At 67.1% G+C, this 20,544-nt stretch carries 17 protein-coding genes; 6 read left to right on the top strand and 11 right to left on the bottom strand.

The window, feature by feature from the left end:
• Positions 1–2: 2 nt before the first annotated feature.
• The 3 genes from GC150_06140 to GC150_06130 form a co-directional block, all read right to left on the bottom strand.
• Entirely contained in the window at positions 3–356 is a 354-nt protein-coding gene (locus tag GC150_06140) for a hypothetical protein (protein MBI1384473.1), read from the bottom strand.
• Between the two features lie 167 nt (positions 357–523).
• The gene (locus GC150_06135) at positions 524–2,362 is read right to left on the bottom strand and encodes a cation acetate symporter (GenBank protein MBI1384472.1); all 1,839 of its coding nucleotides are present in this window, start codon (positions 2,360–2,362) and stop codon (positions 524–526) included.
• A 13-nt stretch (positions 2,363–2,375) separates the two neighbouring features.
• Entirely contained in the window at positions 2,376–2,636 is a 261-nt protein-coding gene (locus GC150_06130; protein MBI1384471.1) for a DUF4212 domain-containing protein, read from the bottom strand.
• A 435-nt stretch (positions 2,637–3,071) separates the two neighbouring features.
• Here GC150_06130 and GC150_06125 point away from each other — a divergent pair, with 435 nt between their 5' ends.
• Positions 3,072–3,740: an esterase gene (locus tag GC150_06125; protein MBI1384470.1), complete on the top strand. Its 669-nt coding sequence runs from the start codon at positions 3,072–3,074 to the stop codon at positions 3,738–3,740.
• A gap of 50 nt (positions 3,741–3,790) precedes the next feature.
• Here GC150_06125 and GC150_06120 read toward each other — a convergent pair whose 3' ends face one another.
• The 4 genes from GC150_06120 to GC150_06105 form a co-directional block, all read right to left on the bottom strand.
• Positions 3,791–4,120: a hypothetical protein gene (locus tag GC150_06120; GenBank protein ID MBI1384469.1), complete on the bottom strand. Its 330-nt coding sequence runs from the start codon at positions 4,118–4,120 to the stop codon at positions 3,791–3,793.
• Between the two features lie 75 nt (positions 4,121–4,195).
• Positions 4,196–5,122, bottom strand: coding sequence for a tetratricopeptide repeat protein (locus GC150_06115; protein MBI1384468.1), 927 nt, complete (start codon positions 5,120–5,122; stop codon positions 4,196–4,198).
• Complete coding sequence (locus tag GC150_06110; GenBank protein ID MBI1384467.1) at positions 5,119–5,541, bottom strand: hypothetical protein; 423 nt, start codon at positions 5,539–5,541, stop codon at positions 5,119–5,121. Before GC150_06110 ends, GC150_06115 begins: the two co-directional genes overlap by 4 nt.
• Before the next feature lie 40 nt (positions 5,542–5,581).
• Entirely contained in the window at positions 5,582–6,997 is a 1,416-nt protein-coding gene (locus tag GC150_06105) for an AAA family ATPase (GenBank protein ID MBI1384466.1), read from the bottom strand.
• Positions 6,998–7,460: 463 nt separating this feature from the next.
• Between GC150_06105 and GC150_06100 the strand changes: the two genes are divergently transcribed.
• Positions 7,461–8,084, top strand: a complete 624-nt coding sequence (locus GC150_06100; protein ID MBI1384465.1) for a hypothetical protein — start codon at positions 7,461–7,463, stop codon at positions 8,082–8,084.
• 82 nt (positions 8,085–8,166) lie between these two features.
• Here GC150_06100 and GC150_06095 read toward each other — a convergent pair whose 3' ends face one another.
• The 3 genes from GC150_06095 to xth all read right to left on the bottom strand — a co-directional run bounded on the left by GC150_06095 (position 8,167) and on the right by xth (position 13,770).
• The gene (locus GC150_06095) at positions 8,167–11,052 is read right to left on the bottom strand and encodes a valine--tRNA ligase (GenBank protein MBI1384464.1); all 2,886 of its coding nucleotides are present in this window, start codon (positions 11,050–11,052) and stop codon (positions 8,167–8,169) included.
• A 164-nt stretch (positions 11,053–11,216) separates the two neighbouring features.
• Positions 11,217–12,749 (bottom strand): DUF2497 domain-containing protein, encoded by a 1,533-nt coding sequence (locus GC150_06090; protein ID MBI1384463.1) that lies wholly within the window; start codon positions 12,747–12,749, stop codon positions 11,217–11,219.
• Between the two features lie 238 nt (positions 12,750–12,987).
• Positions 12,988–13,770: an exodeoxyribonuclease III gene (gene xth, locus GC150_06085; GenBank protein ID MBI1384462.1), complete on the bottom strand. Its 783-nt coding sequence runs from the start codon at positions 13,768–13,770 to the stop codon at positions 12,988–12,990.
• Positions 13,771–13,989: 219 nt separating this feature from the next.
• On the opposite strand from xth, the gene GC150_06080 reads away from it, so the two are divergent.
• The gene (locus GC150_06080; GenBank protein ID MBI1384461.1) at positions 13,990–14,400 is read left to right on the top strand and encodes a hypothetical protein; all 411 of its coding nucleotides are present in this window, start codon (positions 13,990–13,992) and stop codon (positions 14,398–14,400) included.
• A 38-nt stretch (positions 14,401–14,438) separates the two neighbouring features.
• On the opposite strand, the gene erpA is transcribed toward GC150_06080, so the two are convergent.
• Positions 14,439–14,780, bottom strand: a complete 342-nt coding sequence (erpA, locus tag GC150_06075; GenBank protein MBI1384460.1) for an iron-sulfur cluster insertion protein ErpA — start codon at positions 14,778–14,780, stop codon at positions 14,439–14,441.
• Between the two features lie 233 nt (positions 14,781–15,013).
• On the opposite strand from erpA, the gene GC150_06070 reads away from it, so the two are divergent.
• From GC150_06070 to GC150_06060, 3 genes are all read left to right on the top strand, one after another.
• Positions 15,014–16,264 (top strand): deoxyguanosinetriphosphate triphosphohydrolase, encoded by a 1,251-nt coding sequence (locus GC150_06070; protein MBI1384459.1) that lies wholly within the window; start codon positions 15,014–15,016, stop codon positions 16,262–16,264.
• 92 nt (positions 16,265–16,356) lie between these two features.
• A complete protein-coding gene (locus tag GC150_06065) occupies positions 16,357–18,111 on the top strand; it encodes an arginine--tRNA ligase (protein ID MBI1384458.1) in 1,755 nt (584 codons plus the stop codon).
• A gap of 97 nt (positions 18,112–18,208) precedes the next feature.
• Positions 18,209–20,518 (top strand): hypothetical protein, encoded by a 2,310-nt coding sequence (locus tag GC150_06060; GenBank protein ID MBI1384457.1) that lies wholly within the window; start codon positions 18,209–18,211, stop codon positions 20,516–20,518.
• Positions 20,519–20,544: the final 26 nt, after the last annotated feature.

Below are 20,544 nucleotides of genomic sequence, written 5' to 3'. Positions count from 1 at the left end.
GCTCAGCGCGTCGGCCCGAACGTGCTCCAGATCATGCGCGCGATCTCGCCCTCGAGGGGGAAGGAAAGCATGCCCATGACGGAATAACCGAGCAGCCAGGGCATCACGTAGAAGCGGAACATATAGAAGAACCAGGCGACGTAGAGCGGCACGAGCGGGTCGATCAGGAACCCTGGCGTGATCGGCTTGAAGAGGCGGATCAGTGGGTTGGTCGATTGGACGAAGAACTTCATGAAGAAGAAGTTCGAGTCCTCGGGCAGGAACATGTTCATGCCGAAGCGCCCGATCAGCGTCCACATGATGGCGCCGAGCACATAGTCGATGGCGATGACCCAGATCGGGAAGGGATCGACCATGCGATTGTCTCCGAGCGGCTCCCGCTGGTGGAGCCTTGGGCGGGGTGAACGTCATCGTGTTGCAGCATGGCTGCGCCGACAGCACAAGGGGCGGGAAGTGCTCCCGCCCCTCTTGGTTTCCTCGAGGCCGCTGTGAGAGCGGCCTCGTGCTGACAGCGCCAGAGCCGCTAGTGCGACTGGTCGAGGATTTCCGCTCCACTCGGGATACGGACCTGATCGACCATGTCCTGCGTCTCCTGGTCGGGCGCCTCCGTCATGAGGGAGACGACGACCATGGCAACGAGGCTCACCGGCATGCCGATGATGCCGAAGCGCAGACCGTCGAGGCCCAGCACGGGATCGATGATCTTGTTGTAGATCAGGTAGAGGTAGAGCGAACCGGCTCCGAAGCCGAGCACCATGCCGGCGATGGCACCGGCGGCGTTGGCCCGCTTCCACCACACGCCGAGAACGAGCGGGAAGAAGAGGCCGGAGCAGGCGAAGCAGAAGGCCCAGGCGACGGCGCCGAGAATGCCGGTCAGCTTCAAGCTGGCCACCAGGGCGGCACCGGCCCCCAGGATGACGAGCAGGACGCGCGCGACGATCAGGCGTGTCTTGGTCTCGGCCTTCGGGTCGATGATCTTGTAGTAGAGGTCGTGGCTGAGGGCGTTCGCGATCGCGAGCAGCAGGCCGTCGGCGGTCGACATGGCAGCCGCCATGCCGCCGGCGGCGACGAGGCCCGAGATCACGTACGGCAGACCCGCGATTTCCGGTGTCGCGAGCACGACGATGTCGGCCCGCATGAAGAACTCGTTGATCTGCAGTATGCCGTCGGCGTTGCTGTCGCGGATGGCGAGGAAGCCCACGTTCGACCAGTTCTTGATCCAGTCCAGGGCCGCGACATCGGCGAACGGCTTGCCGATGATGGCCGTGGGCAGGTTCGGATCGAGGAGCTGCAGCTTCGTCAGCGTCGCGAGCGCGGGCGCCGTGAAGTACAGCAGGAAGATGAAGAACAGCGACCAGGCCACCGAGCGGCGTGCATCACGCACCGACGGGGTGGTGAAGTAACGCATCAGGATGTGCGGGAGGGAGGCCGTGCCCGCCATCATGCAGAGGGCGAGGGTGGCGAACTTCCAGCGGTCGATCCAGGCATCGCCCGGGGCGTTGTGAAGCGTCGTCAGGACGCTCACGCCCGGCACGCTCTCGGTCGCCTTGGTCCCGACGCCAATCGTCTTCTCCAGCTCGGCGATGCGTTGAACGGCATCACCATAGGTGAAGTGCGGGATGATCCCGAAGTCCTGCTTGTTGGACATCCAGATCACCGGCACGAGGTAGGCGATGATCAGCACGATGTACTGGGCGACCTGCGTCCAGGTGACGGCCCGCATGCCGCCGAGCATCGAGCAGAGCAGGATGCCGAGGAGGCCGAACCAGACGCCCCACTCGTATGGGATGTGCAGAGCGCGCGATGCGATCGTGCCCGTCGCGTCGATCTGGGCCGTCACGTACGTGAACGAGGCGACCACCAGGATGACGACGGCAATGAAGCGTGCGAGGTTGCCGCCGTAGCGCGTGCCGATAAAGTCCGGCACCGTGTAGCAGCCGAACTTGCGCAGGTAGGGCGCCATCAGCGAGTTCACCAGCACGTAACCGCCGGTCCAGCCCACCACGAAGGCGAGATAGCCGTGGCCGCCGAAGTAGATGCCGCCGGCGAGCGCGACGAACGAGGCGCCGGACATCCAGTCCGCCGCCGTCGCCATCCCGTTGAAGACCGGTGGCACCTCACGACCGGCGACGTAGTAGGCGCTCACCTGCATGGTGCGCGACATCCAGCCGATGGCCGCGTAGATGAAAATCGTGAAGGCGACGAAGAGAATGCCGATCGTGTCGGCGGCGACCCCCATCTGCTCCAGGATGGCCATGAGGCCGATGAAGACGAGGAACCCGCCCGTATACATGCCGTAGATCTTGGGCAGGTTGTCGACGAAGGACTTGCCCCCCGTCGATCCATTCGATGACTGTGCCATGCCAGCTTCCCCCTCAGTTCGCGCTGTGGTCGATGCCGGCCTGCTCGTCGATCACATCCTGGCGCCAGTTCTGATAGAAGATCATGACGACGAAGATGATCAGCGAGCCCTGCACGGCCATGTAGTAGCCGAGCGGGAAGCCGAGGAACGTGTAGGCGTTGAGCTCCCTGGCGAACCAGTGCACCACGAGCGAAAAGATGAACCAGAGCAACATGATCATGGTGTTCAGGTTCGACGTTCGATTCCAGTGAATCTCTTGAGTTCGCTTGTCCATCGAAACGGCTAAGGCCATCCTCCCCAAATAGCTTGTCCCGCGGTACGGAGCACTCGGGCGGCGCTTTCCAGCACCCCCTCGGGACCACCCACCGGGCCGAACACCGTCGCGAACGACAGCGCCAGCGCCCGATGATGCGTCCGCACCCTCCGGCCCGGGCATAGCGTGACGTCGTAAAGGGGGGCACTGTCAAGACAAGCGAAGGTCTCTATCGACCAAAGTTGGCACGCAATGTGGCCCCGGAAGTGTAAGTGTGGCCAGGGTTTTCATGTTGCGCCGCAATAGATTTCGCAGTTGCAGTGCAAGGCGCGGCGAACGGCGCGGGATGCTTGCGGGCGCCGGAGGCGGCCGTTAGCATGGCCGTCGGTTGAACTGAAGCGGCGCGCCGAGGCATTGTGCGAGCGCGAAGGCGGATCCAGTCGTGCGTGGTGTGACGTGAGGCAAGGCGCGAAAGTGGTCGTCGGTCAGGTCGTCGGCTGGCTGAAGGAGACCTGGCTCGTCGGCCGGCGGACGCGAATCGCGCGCGGGCCGATCGACAGTGAAGCCGCCCTCCTCGAATTCATCGAGACGCGCTCGGCCTTCATCGCCCAGACCTCGCTCTACGGCTACCTCAAGACGCGCATGGGGACGCGGTATCCGGAGTATTTCCTGGACGATGTGTTCGTTGCCGCGATCGACCGGGCGAAGTGGCTGGTCTATTGCGCCTGTGTTTCGGACCTGACCGTCTTCTGCCTCGCCTATGCCAGCCACGGGGCGGCCTTCTCCAAGCCGGAGATGGACGCGCTCGCGCTGCGGCTGCACGACGCCAGCGTGAGCGATGCGCTGGCCGCGCTCGGCGAGCCGACGGCGGGCGAGATCGGCACGCGCTTTGCCGCACGTGTCGAGGCGACGATTTGGCCCACAGTTCCCGGTGGCGACGGCGCCTTCAAGGAGAGCCCGGAGGCGCTCTCGAGCGCGGCGCCCGTGATCGAGGCGTTCCGGCGGGCCGACAAGGAGATCGTCATGAACTCCGTCCTCTTTCGCTGGAAGAACGTGCGCGACGAGGTGCGCAAGCGGCTCGACCCGCCGGCCCTTCTCGCCGACGTGCGGGCGGTCGGGCGCTAACGGGTGCCCGTGACAACCGCTCCGACCGGGGCCGGTACGCTCGCGGATCGCTATTGACTGGCGGCCGCGCGCAACGTCTCGACGATCTGAGGCATTTCGCGGTGCAACCCGACGGCGAGCGCGGTGGCGGTGGCGCCGGCGGTGAAGGCGAGAGTGATCAGAAAGCCGAGGACGCGAAGGACCACGAGCGCGGACGCAACGAGAGCGGCGGCGGCGACGGGGGCGGCGAAAGCTGCCTCGGGAGGAAGCGTTGCAACGAGGCGCTCGAGTGGGCCGATACCCGGGGCAGCGGTGGCGGCCTTGAGGGCCACGTAGCCGGTTGCTGCGAGCGCGCTGCCGGCGAGCGCGACGATAGAAAGGATTGAAAGCCGTAGGAACATCGTACGCACCCCGAACCTGAATGCCTGCAGCCACCCGCCTTCTGGCGCGTGAAGATGACGAGGCTATGGCAGTGGTCAGAAATTCGGGCGCAGACGCACGCGGGCGACTTCCTTTTCGACGATCCGGTCGCGGATTGCCCCTCCCACCCAGGTGTAGAGCGCAAAGATGAGCCAAGCGTAGGTGAGCATCTGGGCCGCCCCCGGATAGCCGAGGTCGCGGATCGCGAGGCGGGCGACCCAATAGACGACGAAAGCGGCCAGGAGAACGAGAACCGCCCGCTCGGTGCCGAGGCGCGAGATCCACACGTTCCAGCGGAACCAGAGACCCATGAGCCAGCTCTCGCGCATCTTGATGTTGGCGAGGAGGGATAATGCGTCCTGGTCGGTGGCATCGATCTGGAGCGCCCAGAGAGCGAATTCGCGGGCCGCTTCCCGGTCGCCGCCCCGCAGGAGGACCTGGCCCATGAGGGCGAGGGTGGCGGCATCCTCGGGCTGCAGTGCTAGCGCCCTTCGGGCGTCCTCCTCTGCCTCGGCGAGACGGCCGGCCTCGAGGTGCATTCCTCCCCGCAGGACGAGGGAGGCCGGCTCGACCTCGATCTCGAGGGCCTTTTCGACGAGGGCCAGTGCCTCGACCGGCTCGTCGCAGACATCGAGAAGCCGGGCGAGGCCGAGGAGGTTTTCCGTCGAGCGCGGGTCGAGTTCGACGGCGGCGAGGAAATCGCGCCGTGCACGCACGAGATCGGCCTCGGAGATCGCCACATAGCCGCTGACGCGGTGGCAATCGTCCAATTCCGGGGCGAGGCGCAGGGCCGCATCGGCCTCGAAGCGGGCCGCGTGGATACGCCCCTGTCCGAGCAGCGCATAGGCGAGGAGCGTGTGCGCGCTGGCGTGCTCGGGGTCTTGCGTCAATGCGTCGCGCAGCGTCTCGATGGCACCGGAGTGGTTGCCGGTCGCCATCGCGCGGCCGGCGAGGAGCACGAGATGGTCGACGTTCTGGCTCATTTCTCACCCCTCCGACGCGCCAAGTGCTCGCGAATATGGTGGCTGCGGCTCTGCAGGAGGAAAACCTGGTAGGCGAGCCAGAGGCCGACGGCGAGCGGGATCACCTCGAGATAGGGCAGCACGGGCGCGAGATCGGGGGTGCGCGGCCAGCCGATCGCGAGAGCGGCGCCGCCCGCGTCCTTGGCGAGAACGGCGAGGCACGCGAAGGCGATCTCGCGCGCCCTGGTGGGACCGCCGAGGGCGAGCGAATTCAGGATGAACAGCAGCCCGCCCGGAGACAGCACGTACCAGAAGGAGCCGAAAATCATGAACACGATGATCGGGATCATCGGATTCATGGCAAAGCGCGCGAGCGCACCCGGTCGCGGTTCGTCGACGATCTGATAGCGTCCGTCGGACCGCCGCGCCGTGCTCGCCATGCTGTCCTCTCGCGTTCGCTGCCGCCGGATGGCGCGCAGGCTATTTCGAATTCTTTTCCAGGAAGGCGACGACGTCGTCGTACTGGCCGCCCTGGTTGGAGTAGCGGGCATAGTTGCGTGCCGTCGTCAGCCATTCGATGGTGGAGGGGCGCACCTCGCCGAGTGCCGCTTTCATCATCCGCGGATCGAGTTCGGCAAGTGTTCCGCTCTCGATGCTGGCATCGATGGCCATGTCGCTCGCGGTCTCGACGAGGAGGCGCAGGTCGGCGCCGGAGAGCCCGCTCGTGCGGCCTGCGAGTTCGGCGACGTCGATCGAGGCGCCGCCCGGCACCTCGGCCAGGAGCAGGGAGAGGATGTGGGCGCGCGCCTCGCGATCGGGCGGGGGAACGAAATGCATGCGGTCGAAGCGGCCCGGCCGCCGGAAGGCGCTGTCGACCGCCCACGGGACGTTGGTCGCGGCAAGAACGAGCACGCCGGTGTTGTTGCTGGAAAAGCCGTCGAGTTCGGATAGGAATGTCGAGACCAGGCTCGCCGAGGAGTCGTGTGTGCCGTAGCGCCGGCGCGCGGCGAATGCCTCGATCTCGTCGAAAAAGAGAACGCTCGGGGTCTCGCGGCGGGCCTCGGCGAAGAGCGCGGTGAGGCGCTTTTCGGACTCGCCGATGTACATGTCCAGGACCTCGGCGATGGCGACGGAGATGAAGCGGGCGCCGCATTCGCCGGCCGTGGCGCGTGCCAACATGGTCTTGCCGCAACCGGGGGGACCGTAGAGCAGCACGCCGCCACCGGACTTGCGGCGGAAGCGTTCGAAGAGGGAGGGTTTCTGGAACGGCAGGATGATGCGGCGGCGGACCTGCGCCTTGACCTCCTCGAGGCCACCGATATCGGCGAACGTGATGCGCTCGCGCGCCTCGGCCATGCTCGGTCGTGCGAACGGTGAGACGGTGGCCGCCCCGCTCGCGCCCGCGGCGTCCGTGCCCGCGCCACCCGAAGCGCTCGTTGCGGGCTTGGGCTTGGCTTCCCGCCGGCTCGCGATCGAGATGACGTTGGCCAGCCGTTCGCGCTCCTCTCCGCCGAGCATGGCGGCGAGCATGATCTCGAAATCGCGGTCCTGCAGTTGGGGGCTGTCGACCAGCAGGCGTTCGTAGACGCCTTTGGCCTCCATCGCCTCCTCGAGGTGGAGCAGTGCATGCGCGAGCAGCAGGCGGTCCGGCCCTTCGGGGCGCCCGAGGAGCAAGTCGCGGGCGAGGGCATACTCCTGGTCATCGAGGAGGTGGCGGGCGGCGGCGCGGCGCAGATCTTCGTCGTCGAAAAGGCCCTGGGGCAGTTCGGAAAGGAGCCTTGAGACGTCGTCCGCCAGTCCGGCCCCCGGGCCATGCTCGAGGAGCAGTCCGAGAATGCGCGGGTCCGGAGCACTCCGGCAGCTCGCGATGAGGGCTCTGATCGTGGTTTCGTCCATCCGATCGACCTTTCCGCCCGCCCGGTCCTCGATCGGCCGGCGCGTGGGTACTGGCATTCGTTTCGTGTGAGCGAGGTTGCCCGCTCACTGCCAGCCTCGCGGGGAGCGAACGAGTCCTTGCGCCATCCATCCCGAAGCGATGGTTGCGCCATGGCGATCCGCCGATCCCGGCTGGCAGCGTTAGGAGGGGCGTTGGGCAGTGTCAACCGGCCCGAAGACGCCCACCGCGCGATCGAGGCGGCTACGATCGAGGGCAGGTGGATGGCGGCGGCCGCCCCGTGGGCAGGCCGCGCGGTCAGCTCTCGAATGCGGCAGTGCGGCCGGGTTCGTGCATCCTTGCGACGCCGGCGCGGAGCGGCGCTGTTGCGGAACTGTCGTGCAATTGACATGGTGACAATTCGATGTCACTCGTCAAACTCTTCGGTACGGCCGATTCCAGCCCTCACCGGGTGTATCCAACCCCATGAAAAACGCGGATTTTCAGGCGCGCGGTCGCGTAATCTGGGGGGTGAGCGTGCTGCTCGCCGGAGCTGCGCTCAACGTCCTCGTGGTCTACGTCAGCCGTTCCCTCGAATACGAATGGTTGCGTTATTTCCTGGGCGAGGCCGGGCCGCTCGAGATCATGCAGTCCTGCCTGCTGCTGGCCATCGTGGTGATCTATCTGCGCGCCGCAACGAGGGCGCGGGGACCCGTCGGCTCGTCATCGGCGGTGCTGACGATGCTGTCCCTCGCGTTCCTCTTTCGCGAACTCGACCTCGGCAAGGCGATCGGTATACCCGACTGGCTCAAGGCCGCGACCGAGAGCCCATATCACGACATCGGGTTCATCGGGGCGATGCTGCTCGTGCTGGCCATGACGGTGTATCACCGGCAACACTGGTGGGCTTGGGTCAGACTGACGGCCGCCCCGCGTTCCCTGCCGCTGATCCTCGCCGGAGCGTTCCTCTTTGCCGGCATGATCATCGACAGCCGAATTGCGACGGACAACGCGGGCCGTCTCTGGGAGGAACTCCTCGAGTGCAACGGCTACCTGCTGTTGCTGCTCGCTGCCGTCATCCAGCTCGAACTCGCGGTTTGCTCGGACTAGGTCACCGGGCCCGTCCTGGAGCCTGGTGTCGCCGCTGCCCGCCGGCTCCACTCTGCGCTATTGGTGCGGACCATCGTGGTCGTCAACCGAGGTGCTCGAGGCGCTTCCGGGCACCCTTCAAATTGGCCAGCGTTGCCTCGAAGGCGGCTTTGCGCTCGCGCTGCTCCTCGATGACGTGCTCTTCCGCCTTGGCGAGGAATTGCTCGTTGGCCAGCTTGGCCTCGACCTTCGCCATCTCCTTTTCCGTCTTGGCGATCTCGCGCGCGAGGCGGGCGGCCTCGGCCGAAACATCGATGATGCCGGCGAGGGGGAGGGCGTAGTTCTCGCCCTCGACGACGAGCGCGACGGAACCGCGCGACGATTCAGCGGGGAAGAGAACAGCGTCGAGACGGGCGAGCCGTTTCAAGGTTTCCTCGTGGCGGGCGAGGCGCGCGCGGGTTTGGGCCGCGGCCCCGACGATCTCCAGCATGGTCCTGGCGCCCGCCGGCACGTTCATCTCGGCGCGAACCGAGCGAATTTCGCCGACCAACTTGATGAGCCAACCGATTTCGGCGTCCGCCTCGGCGTCGGCAAGGGCCCGGTGGGTGGGCCAGGGGGCGAGGGCGAGCAGCGTCTCACGGCCGTGACCGTGCGCGGAGGTCTTTTCCCAGAGTTCCTCGGTCAGGAACGGCATGAAGGGGTGCAGGAGCTTCAAGGTCTCGTCGATCACCCAGGCGGTGGCGGCCCGCGTCTCGGCCTTGGCGGCCTCGTCCGAAGCGTTGAGGGTCGGCTTCGCGAGTTCGAGGTACCAGTCGCAGAAGGTGTTCCAGATGAAGCGGTAGACGGCGCCGGCCGCCTCGTTGAAGCGGAAGGCTTCGAGTTCGGTGGTGACGCTCGTGGCCGTACGTTCGAGTTCACCGGCGATCCAGCGGTTGAGCGTCTCGCGGCAGGTGCGGGGATCGAAATCCGGGCGGGCGACGCACTCGTTCATTTCGGCGAACCGCGTCGCATTCCATAGTTTGGTCGCGAAATTGCGATAGCCCTCGACGCGATCGAGCGAGAGCTTGATGTCGCGGCCCTGGGCGGCCATGGCGGTGAGCGTGAAGCGCAGCGCATCGGCGCCGTACGCTCTGACGCCGTCGGGATAGGCGGCTTTCGTCTCCTTGACGATGCGCGGGGCGTCGGCCGGATTCATGAGGCCGGAGGTGCGCTTGACGAGGAGCGCGTCGAGATCGATGCCGTCGACGATGTCGAGGGGGTCCATGACGTTGCCCTTGGACTTCGACATCTTCTGGCCCTTCTCGTCGCGGACCAGGGCGTGGATGTAGACCGTGTGGAAGGGGATTTCCTTCCTGAAATGCAGGCCCATCATCATCATGCGGGCGACCCAGAAGAAGATGATGTCGAAGCCTGTGACGAGGACGCTGGTTGGATAATAGCGCGCGAGTTCCGGGGTCTCGTCCGGCCAGCCGAGGGTGGAAAACGGCCAGAGCGCGGAAGAAAACCAGGTGTCGAGGACGTCGGGGTCGCGCGTCAATTCGCTCGCGCTGCCGTAGTGGGCTTTGGCGAGCGCCTGTGCCTCGGCGTCGCTGTCGGCAACGAATATCTTTCCGTCCGGCCCGTGCCACGCCGGGATCTGGTGGCCCCACCAGAGTTGGCGCGAGATGCACCAGGGCTCGATGTTGCGCATCCACTCGAAATAGGTCTTCGACCAGTTCTCGGGAACGAATTTCGTCTCCCCGCTCTCGACCGCCGCGATCGCCGCCTCGGCCATGGTCTTGGCGTCGACGTACCACTGGTCCGTCAGCCACGGCTCGATGACGACGTTGGAGCGGTCGCCATGCGGGACCGTGTGCGTCGTCGGCTCGATCCTGGCGAGGAGGCCGGCGGAATGGAGGTTCGCGACGACGCGCTTGCGCGCCGCGAAGCGGTCGAGGCCCCAATACACATCGGGAATCGACGCCTCCTCGGCATCGGCGCCAGCGATGACGGCCGCATGCCCGTCCAGTACATTGATCTGCGCCAGCCCGTGCCTTTTCCCGACCTCGAAGTCGTTGAAATCGTGGGCCGGCGTGATCTTGACCGCGCCGGTGCCCTTCTCTGGGTCGGAATATTCGTCCGCGACGATCGGGATTTGCCTGCCGACCAGCGGCAGCGTCACCGTCTTGCCGACGAGGCCCTTGTAACGCTCGTCCTCGGGGTGGACGGCAACGCCCGTATCGCCCAGCATCGTCTCCGGCCGCGTCGTTGCAACGACGATGAAGCGAGAGGGATCGTCGGAGAGCGGATAACGTAGGTGGTACATGTGCCCCGACGGGTCCTTGTCGAGGAGCTTGCCGAGGGCGGCGAGGTCGAGCGGCTCGCCCGAGGCCTCGTCCCACTTGAACTTGCCCGATGCCTCGACCTGCACGACTTCGAGGTCGGAGATCGCGGTCTGGAATTTCGGGTCCCAGTTGACGAGGCGCTTGTCCTTGTAGATGAGGCCGGCGCGGTGCAGCTCGACGAAGACCTTGCGGACCGCCGCGCTGAGGCCCTCGTCCATGGTGAAGCGCTCGCGCGACCAGTCGCAGGAGGCGCCGAGGCGTTTCAGCTGGTTGACGATGGCGCCACCCGATTCCTCTTTCCAGGCCCAGATGCGCTCGATGAACTTGTCGCGCCCGAGGGCGTGGCGGTCCGGTTCCTGGCGCTGCATGAGCTGGCGCTCGACGACCATCTGCGTTGCGATGCCGGCATGGTCGGTGCCCGGCTGCCAGAGCACGTCCTTGCCGCGCATCCGCTCGAAGCGGCAGAGCACATCCTGGAGCGTGTTGTTGAGGGCATGGCCCATGTGCAGCGAACCGGTGACGTTCGGCGGCGGGATGACGATGCAGTAGGTGGGCGCGCCGGCCTCGACACGGTCCTTCGGGCCGGCCCTGAAGGCCCCGGCCTGCTCCCATTTCTCGGAGATCCGCGCTTCGATGGCGGCAGGGTCGAACGTCTTGTCCAGCATGACGGGGACGGCTTTCTCGCTCTGTTGCAGGAGGCGAGCGATAGGGGGGGCGACAGTTGGTGTCAACCGAACGACCGCGCCCGCCGGGTGTGGCGGGGGCGCGGGATTTCGGTTCGGGTGCCCGACACGGGCGGCCGGTGAGGGCGGTTCGCGCGCCGTCCCGGTCAGCTTGCGCCGTTCTCGTCCGGTGCCTTCGTGGCGGGCTTGGGCGAGGTCATGAGGTGCGGATCGCTGAGAGCCTTTTCGAGGATGCGCGGCATGTTCTCGTTGAGCCATTCCTTGAGGGCAGGCTTGAGAAGTTCGGCGAGCGCTTCATCGAGCGGACGGGAGGCTGTGGCCGGCGCGGCGACGGCCGGCGCGACGACAGCAGGCGATGCCACCGCCACCGCCACCGGCGTCGGAGCGATGGGCGCGACGGCGGCGGCGGGAACGCTCGCGGCAGGGGCAGCCGGTGCGGCTGCCGTCTCGGCTGGCGCGCCTGCCGCAGTCGTCGCCTCGGCCGGCTCATCGATCGGTGCGGCCTCGGCCGTGGTATCCGTCGGCGCATCGGCGGGTGTGGCTGCGATCGCCTCCACCTGCGCATCAGCTTCACCTACCGGGGTTGCCGGTGCCGCTGGCGCCGCGTCGGGGGCAAGTGTCGCGGGCGGCGTGTCTGCCGCTTCGGGCGCATCGGCTCGCGCCGCTTCGGGCGTGGCGGGCGCCGCGACCTCCTGCGACTGGGCGACCGGCGGCGGCGGCAGAACGATCACGGACGGATCGGCATCGTCCAGAGCCGTCGCCAGTGTGCCCTCGGCGATGGCCTCGCCCGGCGCGTCGGCCAAGCTGTCGCTCATCCCGGCAATCGGGGCATCGAGGAGTTCCGTCTCGACGGCGGTTGCCGCGAGCGCCGCAACGACCTCGTCATCGGCGGTGATCGCGAGATCACCGAAGGCCGATGCCTCGTCTTCGGGCGCGGCGATTTCAGCCTCGAACTCGGGCGGAAGAGCCCAATCGGAGTCGGCTGCGGTCGCCTGGGCGGCGTCCCAAGGATCGAACAGCCGGTTGTCGCCGGCGTCGTAGACGTGGGCGGTGCCGACTTCGGGGGCTGGTGCGGCGACCTGTTCCGGCTGGCGGGGCGGGGCTGGCGGCGCCGGCGGCGCCTTCACCTCGGCGCGCTGCGGGGCGGACGGGGGCACGTCGCCGAAGACGTTGCCGCCATTGTAGCCGAAGGGGCTGGCCATCGGCGGGGCGGATTGCGGGCGAGAGCGCTGGTCGGCCTGCGCGGCAGGACGAGCTGCCATGGGTCGCGTGGCACGGGGCAGGTCGACCACGTCGTCGTCGGGCAGCGCCGTCGCCGCGTGCGGCGGGGCGGCGGGGCGGGCTGGCGGCACGTTCTGCGCGAACGAAGGATCGGGCCGCGAGAACGAGGATTCGGGCCAGTCCTGACGGGGACGGGGCGGCGCCACGGGAGCGATCGGGATGTCGGTGCTCTGGGGGCGTGGCGAGGGCTCGTGCAACGGCGCATGCCGGTCGGCTGGCGGGAAGCCGCGGTCCGGGGCTGGCGCGGACCGGGAATAGTCCGGCGCGGGCGCCGCGCCGCGGGCGTCCCGCGGTGTCGCCGCACGGTGCATGCCGCCAGGCTCGTCGGCGATGATCCGCCGGATCGAGGACAGGATGTCCTCCATGCTGGTGTCCTGATTGCGGCCGGTATTGCTCATCACATGCACCCGTTTCGCTGTCGCCGCCAGGAACCCCAATGGTCGACGTTCCCTCTCACGAAGGGCAGTCGAGCCCACGACGATTCGCCGGCCATCCCCGTTGGCTTACGGTATCGCGGGTGGTTATGACAATTCTAGGATCAATTTTGCTGATCCGGAAAAGGGGATATCGCCCGTTGAACGCAATTCACGCAGCATCGCGGCCGTCGAGAGGGAGTCTCAGCACGGACATACCGGATCAGAGATCGAGCTCGACCCAGGCGGGCACGTGGTCGGAGGGCTTCTCCCAGCCACGCACGTGCTTGTCGATGCCCGCAGCGGAAAGGCGATCGCAGGCCTGAGGCGAGAGCAGCAGGTGATCGATGCGGATGCCGTTGTTCCGCTGCCAGGCACCGGCCTGATAGTCCCAGAACGTGTAGATGTCGGGACCCGGCAGGCAAGCGCGCACGGAGTCCGTCAGGCCGAGATGGCAGAGCCTGCGAAAGGCTTGGCGGCTTTCTGGCTGGTAGAGGGCATCGGTCAGCCAGAGCGCCGGGTCGCGGGCGTCGACGGGATCGGGAATGACATTGTAGTCGCCGGCGAGGACGAACGGCTCCTCCAAGGCCAGTAGAGCGCGGGCGTGCGCCTCCAGCCGCTCCATCCAGGCGAGCTTGTAGGCGAACTTGTCGCCGGGAACCGGGTTGCCATTCGGAAGATAGAGCGAGGCGATGCGCAACGCCCCTCGCGTGGTCGCAACGACGGCCTCGAGGTAGCGGGCCTGTTCGTCGGCATCGTCGCCGGGCAGGCGGGGCGTCGCATCCTCGAGGGGGGAAAGGGACAGGAGGGCGACACCGTTGAAGCCCTTCTGGCCGTGCGTTGCGACGTTGTAGCCGAGGTCCTCGATGGCGGCGCGCGGGAAGCCTTCGTCCTGCGATTTGATCTCTTGGAGACAGGCGACGTCGGGCCGCGTCTCGGCGAGCCAACGCAGGAGGCCGTCGAGGCGGGCCTTGACGCCATTGATGTTCCAGGTGGCGATGCGCATTCCGGCCCCCCTTGCTTGCGCGAGCGATCAGGAAGGCCACTCGAGGGGGCGCGGTCAAGTCCCGGGGGCCGGTTCGTGCGCCACGACCCAAAACCAACGCCTGAGGCATCGGAATTTGTCACGAATTGCGGGACGGTCCTTCACCACCCATTGTGATAGGTGTGACATAAGACTTCCACGGCGATCCGCAGATGCGTCGTTGATATAGGGTGCCCAGAAATGACCAGTCTCTTCTACGAAGAAAAACAGTGGGAACAGCAGACGATGCTGCGTCTGCTGGTCTGCATCAACATCTGCTTTTCGTTGGCCGTCCTCGTGGCCTGGCACCTGATCGGGGAATACGTGGCCGAGCCGGCGACGATCGTGGCCGGCGGCGCGCTCAGCGGGCACGGTCGGCCGGAGTTGTTCGAGTACCCCTACGTGCTCCTCTGGAGCGGGCCGATCGTGGCGAGCTTCCTCGGCTGGTGCGCGTTCAGCATGAAGCGCTTCTCGCTCGCGCGCCACATCTGCTTCTATCCGATCGTGCTCTTTGCGCTTTCCTACTTCTGGAACACGTACTTCAATCAGATCCTGATGCTGGAGAGCCTGTTCGCGGCAATCGATATTCCTTCGCCCGTGAACTTCTTCTGAGGGGGCGGGCCTGCCGCCCGCTCGAGGGCGGACCGAGCTCAGACCGCGAAACTGGTGCCGCAGCCGCAGCCGGCGACCGCATTCGGGTTCTTGATCTTGAACGATGCGCCGATGAGGTCGTCGACATAGTCGATCTCGGCGCCACCCATGTACATGAGCGAGATCGGATCGACGAGCACGACGGCTCCGTCGCGCTCGATGACGAGGTCGTCGTTGGCGCGTTCGCGAACGAGGTCGAACTTGTACTGGAAGCCCGAGCAGCCGCCGCCTTCGACGCTGACGCGAAGCATCGTGCCAGCTGGCTCGCGCGAGACGATCCGCTCGATGCGCTTGGCCGCTCTGGCGGAAAGCTGGACGCTCGGTTGGCTCATATTCATCATGACGTTCTCCACGTGATGCTCACTGCCTCGGGCAGCGACCCGGACCCTTGGCGTTACCCGGGTGGCGCACCGGCTGGCCACGCGCGGCCGAATGGCATAACGCTCTTCCCAGTTGCGGCGCGGCAATTCTAGCACGAAGACGGGTGTCCACGGAACGCCGAGCGCGCCCTGCGCACTGGCAATCGCCAACGCTTCGCGCGGGGCACGGCTGAGACATGGGGATTCTGACGGCGATGTCAAAGGTGGGCAGGGTCGATGCGACCGAGGCGGCGGGCGATGTGCCGGCTGCCCGGCCCTGCGAGCCGCGGCACGTGCAGCGGGCGGGGCATGCTGCGCGGGCCACGGCGAGCGGTGGTCGTCTCGTTCCCGAGCAGGCCTGCCCGATGCGCAACCCATTCCAGCGCGATCGGGACCGCATCATCCATTCGAGCGCCTTTCGGCGGCTGACCCACAAGACGCAGGTCTTCATCTACCACGAGGGCGACCACTACCGATCACGCCTAACCCACACGATCGAAGTGGCGCAGATCGCGCGGGCCCTGGCGCGGCTGCTGCAACTCGATGAAGACCTCGCCGAAGCCGTTGCGCTCGCCCACGATCTCGGCCATCCGCCGTTCGGGCATGCTGGCGAGCGGGCCCTCGCAAGCGTCATGACTCCCTATGGCGGCTTCGACCACAACGAGCAGAGTCTCAGAGTGGTCACCCTGCTCGAGCGCAAGTATGCCGCATTCGACGGTCTCAACCTCGCCTTCGAGACGCTCGAGGGCATCGTCAAGCACAATGGACCGCTGCTCTCCGACGGCGACGAGGCGACCGAAGTGCCGCGCACCGTTCTGGAGCTCGATGCCCGGATGCCCCTGATGCTCGCGGGGCATGCGACGGCGGAGGCACAAGTTGCCGCGATCGCCGACGATATCGCCTACAACAATCACGATCTCGACGATGGGTTGCGGGCAGGGCTGATCGACATCACCCAACTGCGGGAGATCCCGCTCACCGGCCGGTTTCTTGCGGAGGTCGCGGCAACCCACGGCGAACTCGGCGGGCAGCGCTGCATCTACGAGGTCAACCGGCGGCTCATCACCGCGATGATCTTCGATGTCGCGGCCGAGACGCGGCGACGGGCCGCCGAGCACGCGGTCGAGACAGCGGACGACGTGCGCCGGCTCGGCGCCAACCTGGTCGACTTTTCGCAAGCCCTGGTGTGCGAACTCGACGTGCTGCGCGCCTTCCTTTTCGCCAACGTCTATCGCGATGGCCGGGTGGTGGCGATCATGCGCGACGCCGAGCAGGTCGTGCGCGATCTCTTCGAGCGCTATATGAGCGAGCCGTCGGCCTTGCCCGAATCCTGGGCGGGGCTCGCTGCCGACGCCGATCACACCGCCCGCGCCCGGCTCATCTGCGACTACGTCGCCGGCATGACGGACCGCTTCGCGCTGCAGGAGCATCGCCGGTTGTTTGACGCGACGCCGGACTTGCGATAGCCGGCCGGGATATCGCCGAAGACCGAAATACGGAGCCGTTCGCGATGGTCGCCCGTGCGAGGTGATCCCGCGGACATGACGGGTGGTGCACGATGAACCTCTTTACACACTTCGAGATGGCCGTTCGTGAAGCGGTGGCCGGGCTGGCGGCCGACGGTCAGTTGGCGCAAGGGCTCCCGAGCGCCGCGATCGTCGTCGAGGCGCCGCGCGATCCGGCACACGGTGACCTTTCGACGAATGCCGCCATGGTGCTCGCCAAGCCGGCCGGACTGAAACCGCGCGACCTCGCCGAGCGGCTCGTGACGCGGCTTGCCGCGCATCCCGACATCACCGAGGCGAGCGTGGCGGGGCCGGGCTTCATCAATCTTCGCGTGGTGGCCGATGTCTGGCAGCGCGTGGTGCGCGCCGCGGTTCGCGAGGGAACCGGATACGGTCGCTCGGGAATCGGGGCTGGGCGCAAGGTCAACGTCGAATACGTCTCGGCCAATCCAACGGGGCCGATGCATGTCGGGCATGCGCGGGGTGCGGTGTTCGGCGATGCGCTGGCCAACCTCTTGGCGTTCACGGGCCACGAGGTGACGCGCGAATACTACATCAACGACGCGGGGGCGCAGATCGATGTGCTCGCGCGCTCGGTGAACTTGCGTTACCGCGAGGCGCTCGGCGAGGAAATCGGGGCGATCCCGGAGGGGCTCTATCCGGGCGACTATCTCGTGCCGGTCGGGGAGGCTCTCGCCCGCGAGCACGGCGAGCGGTTCCGGCGCTCGAACGGCGAGGACTGGCTCGAGCCGTTCCGCGACGCCGCGGTCGCTGCGATGATGGACATGATCCGTGACGACCTCGCCGCGCTCAACATCCGGCACGACGTGTTCTTTTCGGAGCGCTCCATGCACGAGAGCGGGGCGATCGCGGGCATGCTGGAGGAATTGCGTGGCCGCGACCTCGTCTTCCAGGGCAGTCTGCCGCCGCCCAAGGGAGAGGTGCCGGAGGACTGGGAGGATCGTGAGCAGACGCTGTTCCGCGCCACCGCCTATGGCGACGACATCGACCGTCCGCTGGTCAAATCGGACGGCTCGTTCACTTACTTCGCCGCCGACGTCGCCTATGCGCGCGACAAGCTCTCGCGCGGCTTCGAGGAACTCGTCTACGTGCTCGGTGCCGACCATGGGGGCTACGTCAAACGGCTCCAGGCGGTCACCCGGGCGCTGTCGGCGGACAAGGCGAAAGCGACCGTCCTGCTCTGCCAGCTGGTCAAGCTCTACCGGGCCGGCCAGCCGGTGAAGATGTCGAAGCGGGCCGGCACGTTCGTGACGCTGCGAGAGGTGGTGGACGAGGTCGGCTGCGACCCGGTGCGCTTCATCATGCTGACCCGCAAGAACGACGCACCGCTCGATTTCGACTTCGCCGAGGTCACCAAGAAGTCCGCCGAGAACCCGGTGTTCTATGTTCAGTACGCCCATGCGCGGGCGCACTCGATCTTTCGGAACGCGGCCGATGTCTATCCGAAACTCGGGTTCGACAGTGGCGAACTCGCGAATGCCGACCTTTCACTGCTCACCGATGTTGGCGAGGTGGCGATCGTCAAGAGACTGGCGCAGTATCCCAAGATGCTGGAGGGCGCGGCGACTGCTTACGAGCCGCATCGCATCGCATTCTATCTCTATGAGCTTGCTTCAGAACTTCACGGCCAGTGGAACCGAGGCAAAGACTCGCCACATTTGCGCTTTATCCGGGAAGATGATGTCTCGGTCACAACCGCCCGACTCGCGCTGGTCCGAGCTGTGGCCTCGACGATTGCCGGTGGGCTGGCGCTCCTCGGCGTTCATGCACCGGTCGAGATGCGCTAGAGTCTGAGTCGCGGCAACGAGCCCTAACTGAGGACGAGTGCATATGTCGAGGTCGGACGATCGCACAAGACACGGGGATGCAAGGCACTTTCCATCGGTGAGTGGCGATCAGCGCGGCGCACCGGGAGGATTTGCCGACGAGCCCTCGCGTCGCCACCACAACCTCCAGGGCGGGGCGAGCCAGCCGGTCCGGGAGGCGCCGCGACCGAGTTATGCACCGCGTTTCGACAGTTTCGTGGAGCGTGGCGCCGGAGCGCCGCCGCCACCGCCGCCCGGTGTCGCGCGGGGCCAGGGCGGCGCTGCGAACGAACGCTTCGCCGAGGCGCCGCAAGGCCATCCTCGCGGGGCCGTGCGGCAACCGGCGCCCGTGCGCGATCCCTACGACGTACCCGCACCGGCCGAGGAGCCGAATTATTACCACCCGGCGCCGAGCCGCTATGCCGAGGACGCCTCTCTGGCACCGATCACGCGTCCGCAGGACGCCGGTCGTGTTCCGCCGTCGCGTCCCACCGCGCGCCAGACCTATGACAATCAGCCGCCGCCGTCCGAAGACTTCGGATACGCCGCGGCCGCGAGGCGGCGTTTCGGCGACGAAGACCAGGGCCACGGCTACGAGGATTCGTCGGCGGCCAGCGGGTATCGGCGCCAGCCCGCAGGCACGTATTCGGACGATGGCTATGCCGAGGCGACCTATGACGGACATGGCGCGGCTGCGGGCCATGTCGAGCCGTCCGGATACGATGCGAACGAGTCCGGTCTCGGCTATCCGGCCGGCGGTCATAGGCAGGTGACGCACGCGGAGCAGGGCTATTCCGGCGTCGATGGTCGGCACCCTACTGGCTTCGAGGATGCCGGCGCGAGCTGGTCACGGACGGCACCGCGCACGGCGGACGTCTACCAGGACGACGCGTTCGGTCGTGCCGCCGGAGGCTATGCCGGGGAGCAAGGCGGGTCCCACGGTGGTGAGTACGCCGACCAGGATTCCTATGCGGATCAGGTTGCCACTGGGCACTACGACAACCGCTATGGTGATGACGGCGGCTATGCGCACCAGCCGAGCGGGCGGGATCATCGGTTCGACGGGCGGTATGACGAGCCGTTGGGCGAATCGTCGGGCTATCCGACAGGGCACGGGGGCTACGGCACCGTGGACCATTCCGGCCGGCATGCGGTGCCCGCCGGCTACGACCACGATGACTACGGCCAGGAAGGGCAATACGGGTACGATGCTCCGGACCCGCGCTCGACCGGTCGCTACGACGCTTACGAGCCGAGCTTCGATGGGCACGGTGAGCACCACCACGGCGCCGAACCGGTCGCACATGCCCAGGCCCGTCAGATGGGCGAGGAGCGTCCGAGACGGGGTGGAATGATGCTCGTCGCCGGTGCGCTCGTCGCCGCGATCGCGGTCGGCGCGGCGCTCGGGTTGGCTTACGAGTTCGCCTTCGAGGGGAGCGAGCAGACGGCAAGCGGCGATGTTCCGATCCTCGGAAACAACAACGCACCCGTGAAGGTCGCGCCGACCGATCCGGGCGGACGGCGGTTCGCGGACCAGGGCAAGGTGATCTACGAGCGGCTCGGTGAGCCGGCCTCGCAGACCGGTTCCGGCAACGGCGAGCGCGTCATCGCGCGCACCGAAACCGTACAGCCGCGCCCCGTCGGCAGCGGCACGGAGGCGGCCGAGCGCGTGCTCGGCGTCTTGCAGGAAGGGGAGCAGGCGGCCAATGGTGCCGCGCGGCAGGTGGTCGAGGCGCCACGCCAGCTCGATGGTGTTCGCCGTGTGCCCACCGTGCAGGTCCGCCCGGATGGGACGTTCACCGCCCAGGCTCCGGCGCCACAGACCCGCGTTGCCTCCAACGAGGCGATCGTCATGCCGGGCATCACGATCGACACGGGGCTGCCCACGCAGCCCGCCCGCCAGGTGACCCGCCCCGTCACCGCGCCCGCCCCGGAGGCATCGCCACAGCGCACCGCGTCGCTGCAGCCGCCAGCTGCGGCGGTCCCCGATCAGCAGCGGCCGCAATTGCAGATCCAACGTGCGGCGCCAACGGCCGTTCAGCAGCCGCAGGCACCGCAGCAGCCGGCCGCGACGCGCCAGCCTGTCGCCCAGCCGACGACGCTCGCGAGCGCCGACCCCTCGGCGGGCACCGGCGCCGGGGGCTACGTGGTCCAGATCGCGGCCCGCAAGAGCCGGCTGGACGCATTGGCTTCCTTCGCGAACCTTCAACAGCGCTACGCCGCGCTGCTGTCCGGCCGCCAGCCGGACATCCAGGAGGCGGACCTCGGGAGCCGTGGCGTCTGGTATCGGCTTCGCATCGGGCCGCCCGTTTCTCGTGAAGCGGCCAATGATCTCTGCAACCAGTTGAAGTCGTCCGGGCTCGATGGGTGTCTGATCAAGGCCTACTGACGTGACCAACGGTCCACGCAGGAGTG

This window comes from Hyphomicrobiales bacterium, from assembly GCA_016125495.1.
In the GTDB taxonomy this organism is placed as follows: domain Bacteria; phylum Pseudomonadota; class Alphaproteobacteria; order Rhizobiales; family RI-29; genus RI-29.
This window is presented reverse-complemented; position numbering and strand designations above follow the sequence as displayed.

Bases quoted from the DNA above. Each gene is read 5' to 3' on its own strand.
- GC150_06140 (MBI1384473.1), bottom strand. From the start codon at position 356: ATGGTCGATCCCTTCCCGATCTGGGTCATCGCCATCGACTATGTGCTC.
- GC150_06135 (MBI1384472.1), bottom strand. From the start codon at position 2,362: ATGGCACAGTCATCGAATGGATCGACGGGGGGCAAGTCCTTCGTCGAC.
- GC150_06130 (MBI1384471.1), bottom strand. From the start codon at position 2,636: ATGGACAAGCGAACTCAAGAGATTCACTGGAATCGAACGTCGAACCTG.
- GC150_06120 (MBI1384469.1), bottom strand. From the start codon at position 4,120: ATGTTCCTACGGCTTTCAATCCTTTCTATCGTCGCGCTCGCCGGCAGC.
- GC150_06115 (MBI1384468.1), bottom strand. From the start codon at position 5,122: ATGAGCCAGAACGTCGACCATCTCGTGCTCCTCGCCGGCCGCGCGATG.
- GC150_06110 (MBI1384467.1), bottom strand. From the start codon at position 5,541: ATGGCGAGCACGGCGCGGCGGTCCGACGGACGCTATCAGATCGTCGAC.
- GC150_06105 (MBI1384466.1), bottom strand. From the start codon at position 6,997: ATGGACGAAACCACGATCAGAGCCCTCATCGCGAGCTGCCGGAGTGCT.
- GC150_06100 (MBI1384465.1), top strand. From the start codon at position 7,461: ATGAAAAACGCGGATTTTCAGGCGCGCGGTCGCGTAATCTGGGGGGTG.
- GC150_06095 (MBI1384464.1), bottom strand. From the start codon at position 11,052: ATGCTGGACAAGACGTTCGACCCTGCCGCCATCGAAGCGCGGATCTCC.
- GC150_06090 (MBI1384463.1), bottom strand. From the start codon at position 12,749: ATGAGCAATACCGGCCGCAATCAGGACACCAGCATGGAGGACATCCTG.
- xth (MBI1384462.1), bottom strand. From the start codon at position 13,770: ATGCGCATCGCCACCTGGAACATCAATGGCGTCAAGGCCCGCCTCGAC.
- GC150_06080 (MBI1384461.1), top strand. From the start codon at position 13,990: ATGACCAGTCTCTTCTACGAAGAAAAACAGTGGGAACAGCAGACGATG.
- erpA (MBI1384460.1), bottom strand. From the start codon at position 14,780: ATGATGAATATGAGCCAACCGAGCGTCCAGCTTTCCGCCAGAGCGGCC.
- GC150_06070 (MBI1384459.1), top strand. From the start codon at position 15,014: ATGTCAAAGGTGGGCAGGGTCGATGCGACCGAGGCGGCGGGCGATGTG.
- GC150_06065 (MBI1384458.1), top strand. From the start codon at position 16,357: ATGAACCTCTTTACACACTTCGAGATGGCCGTTCGTGAAGCGGTGGCC.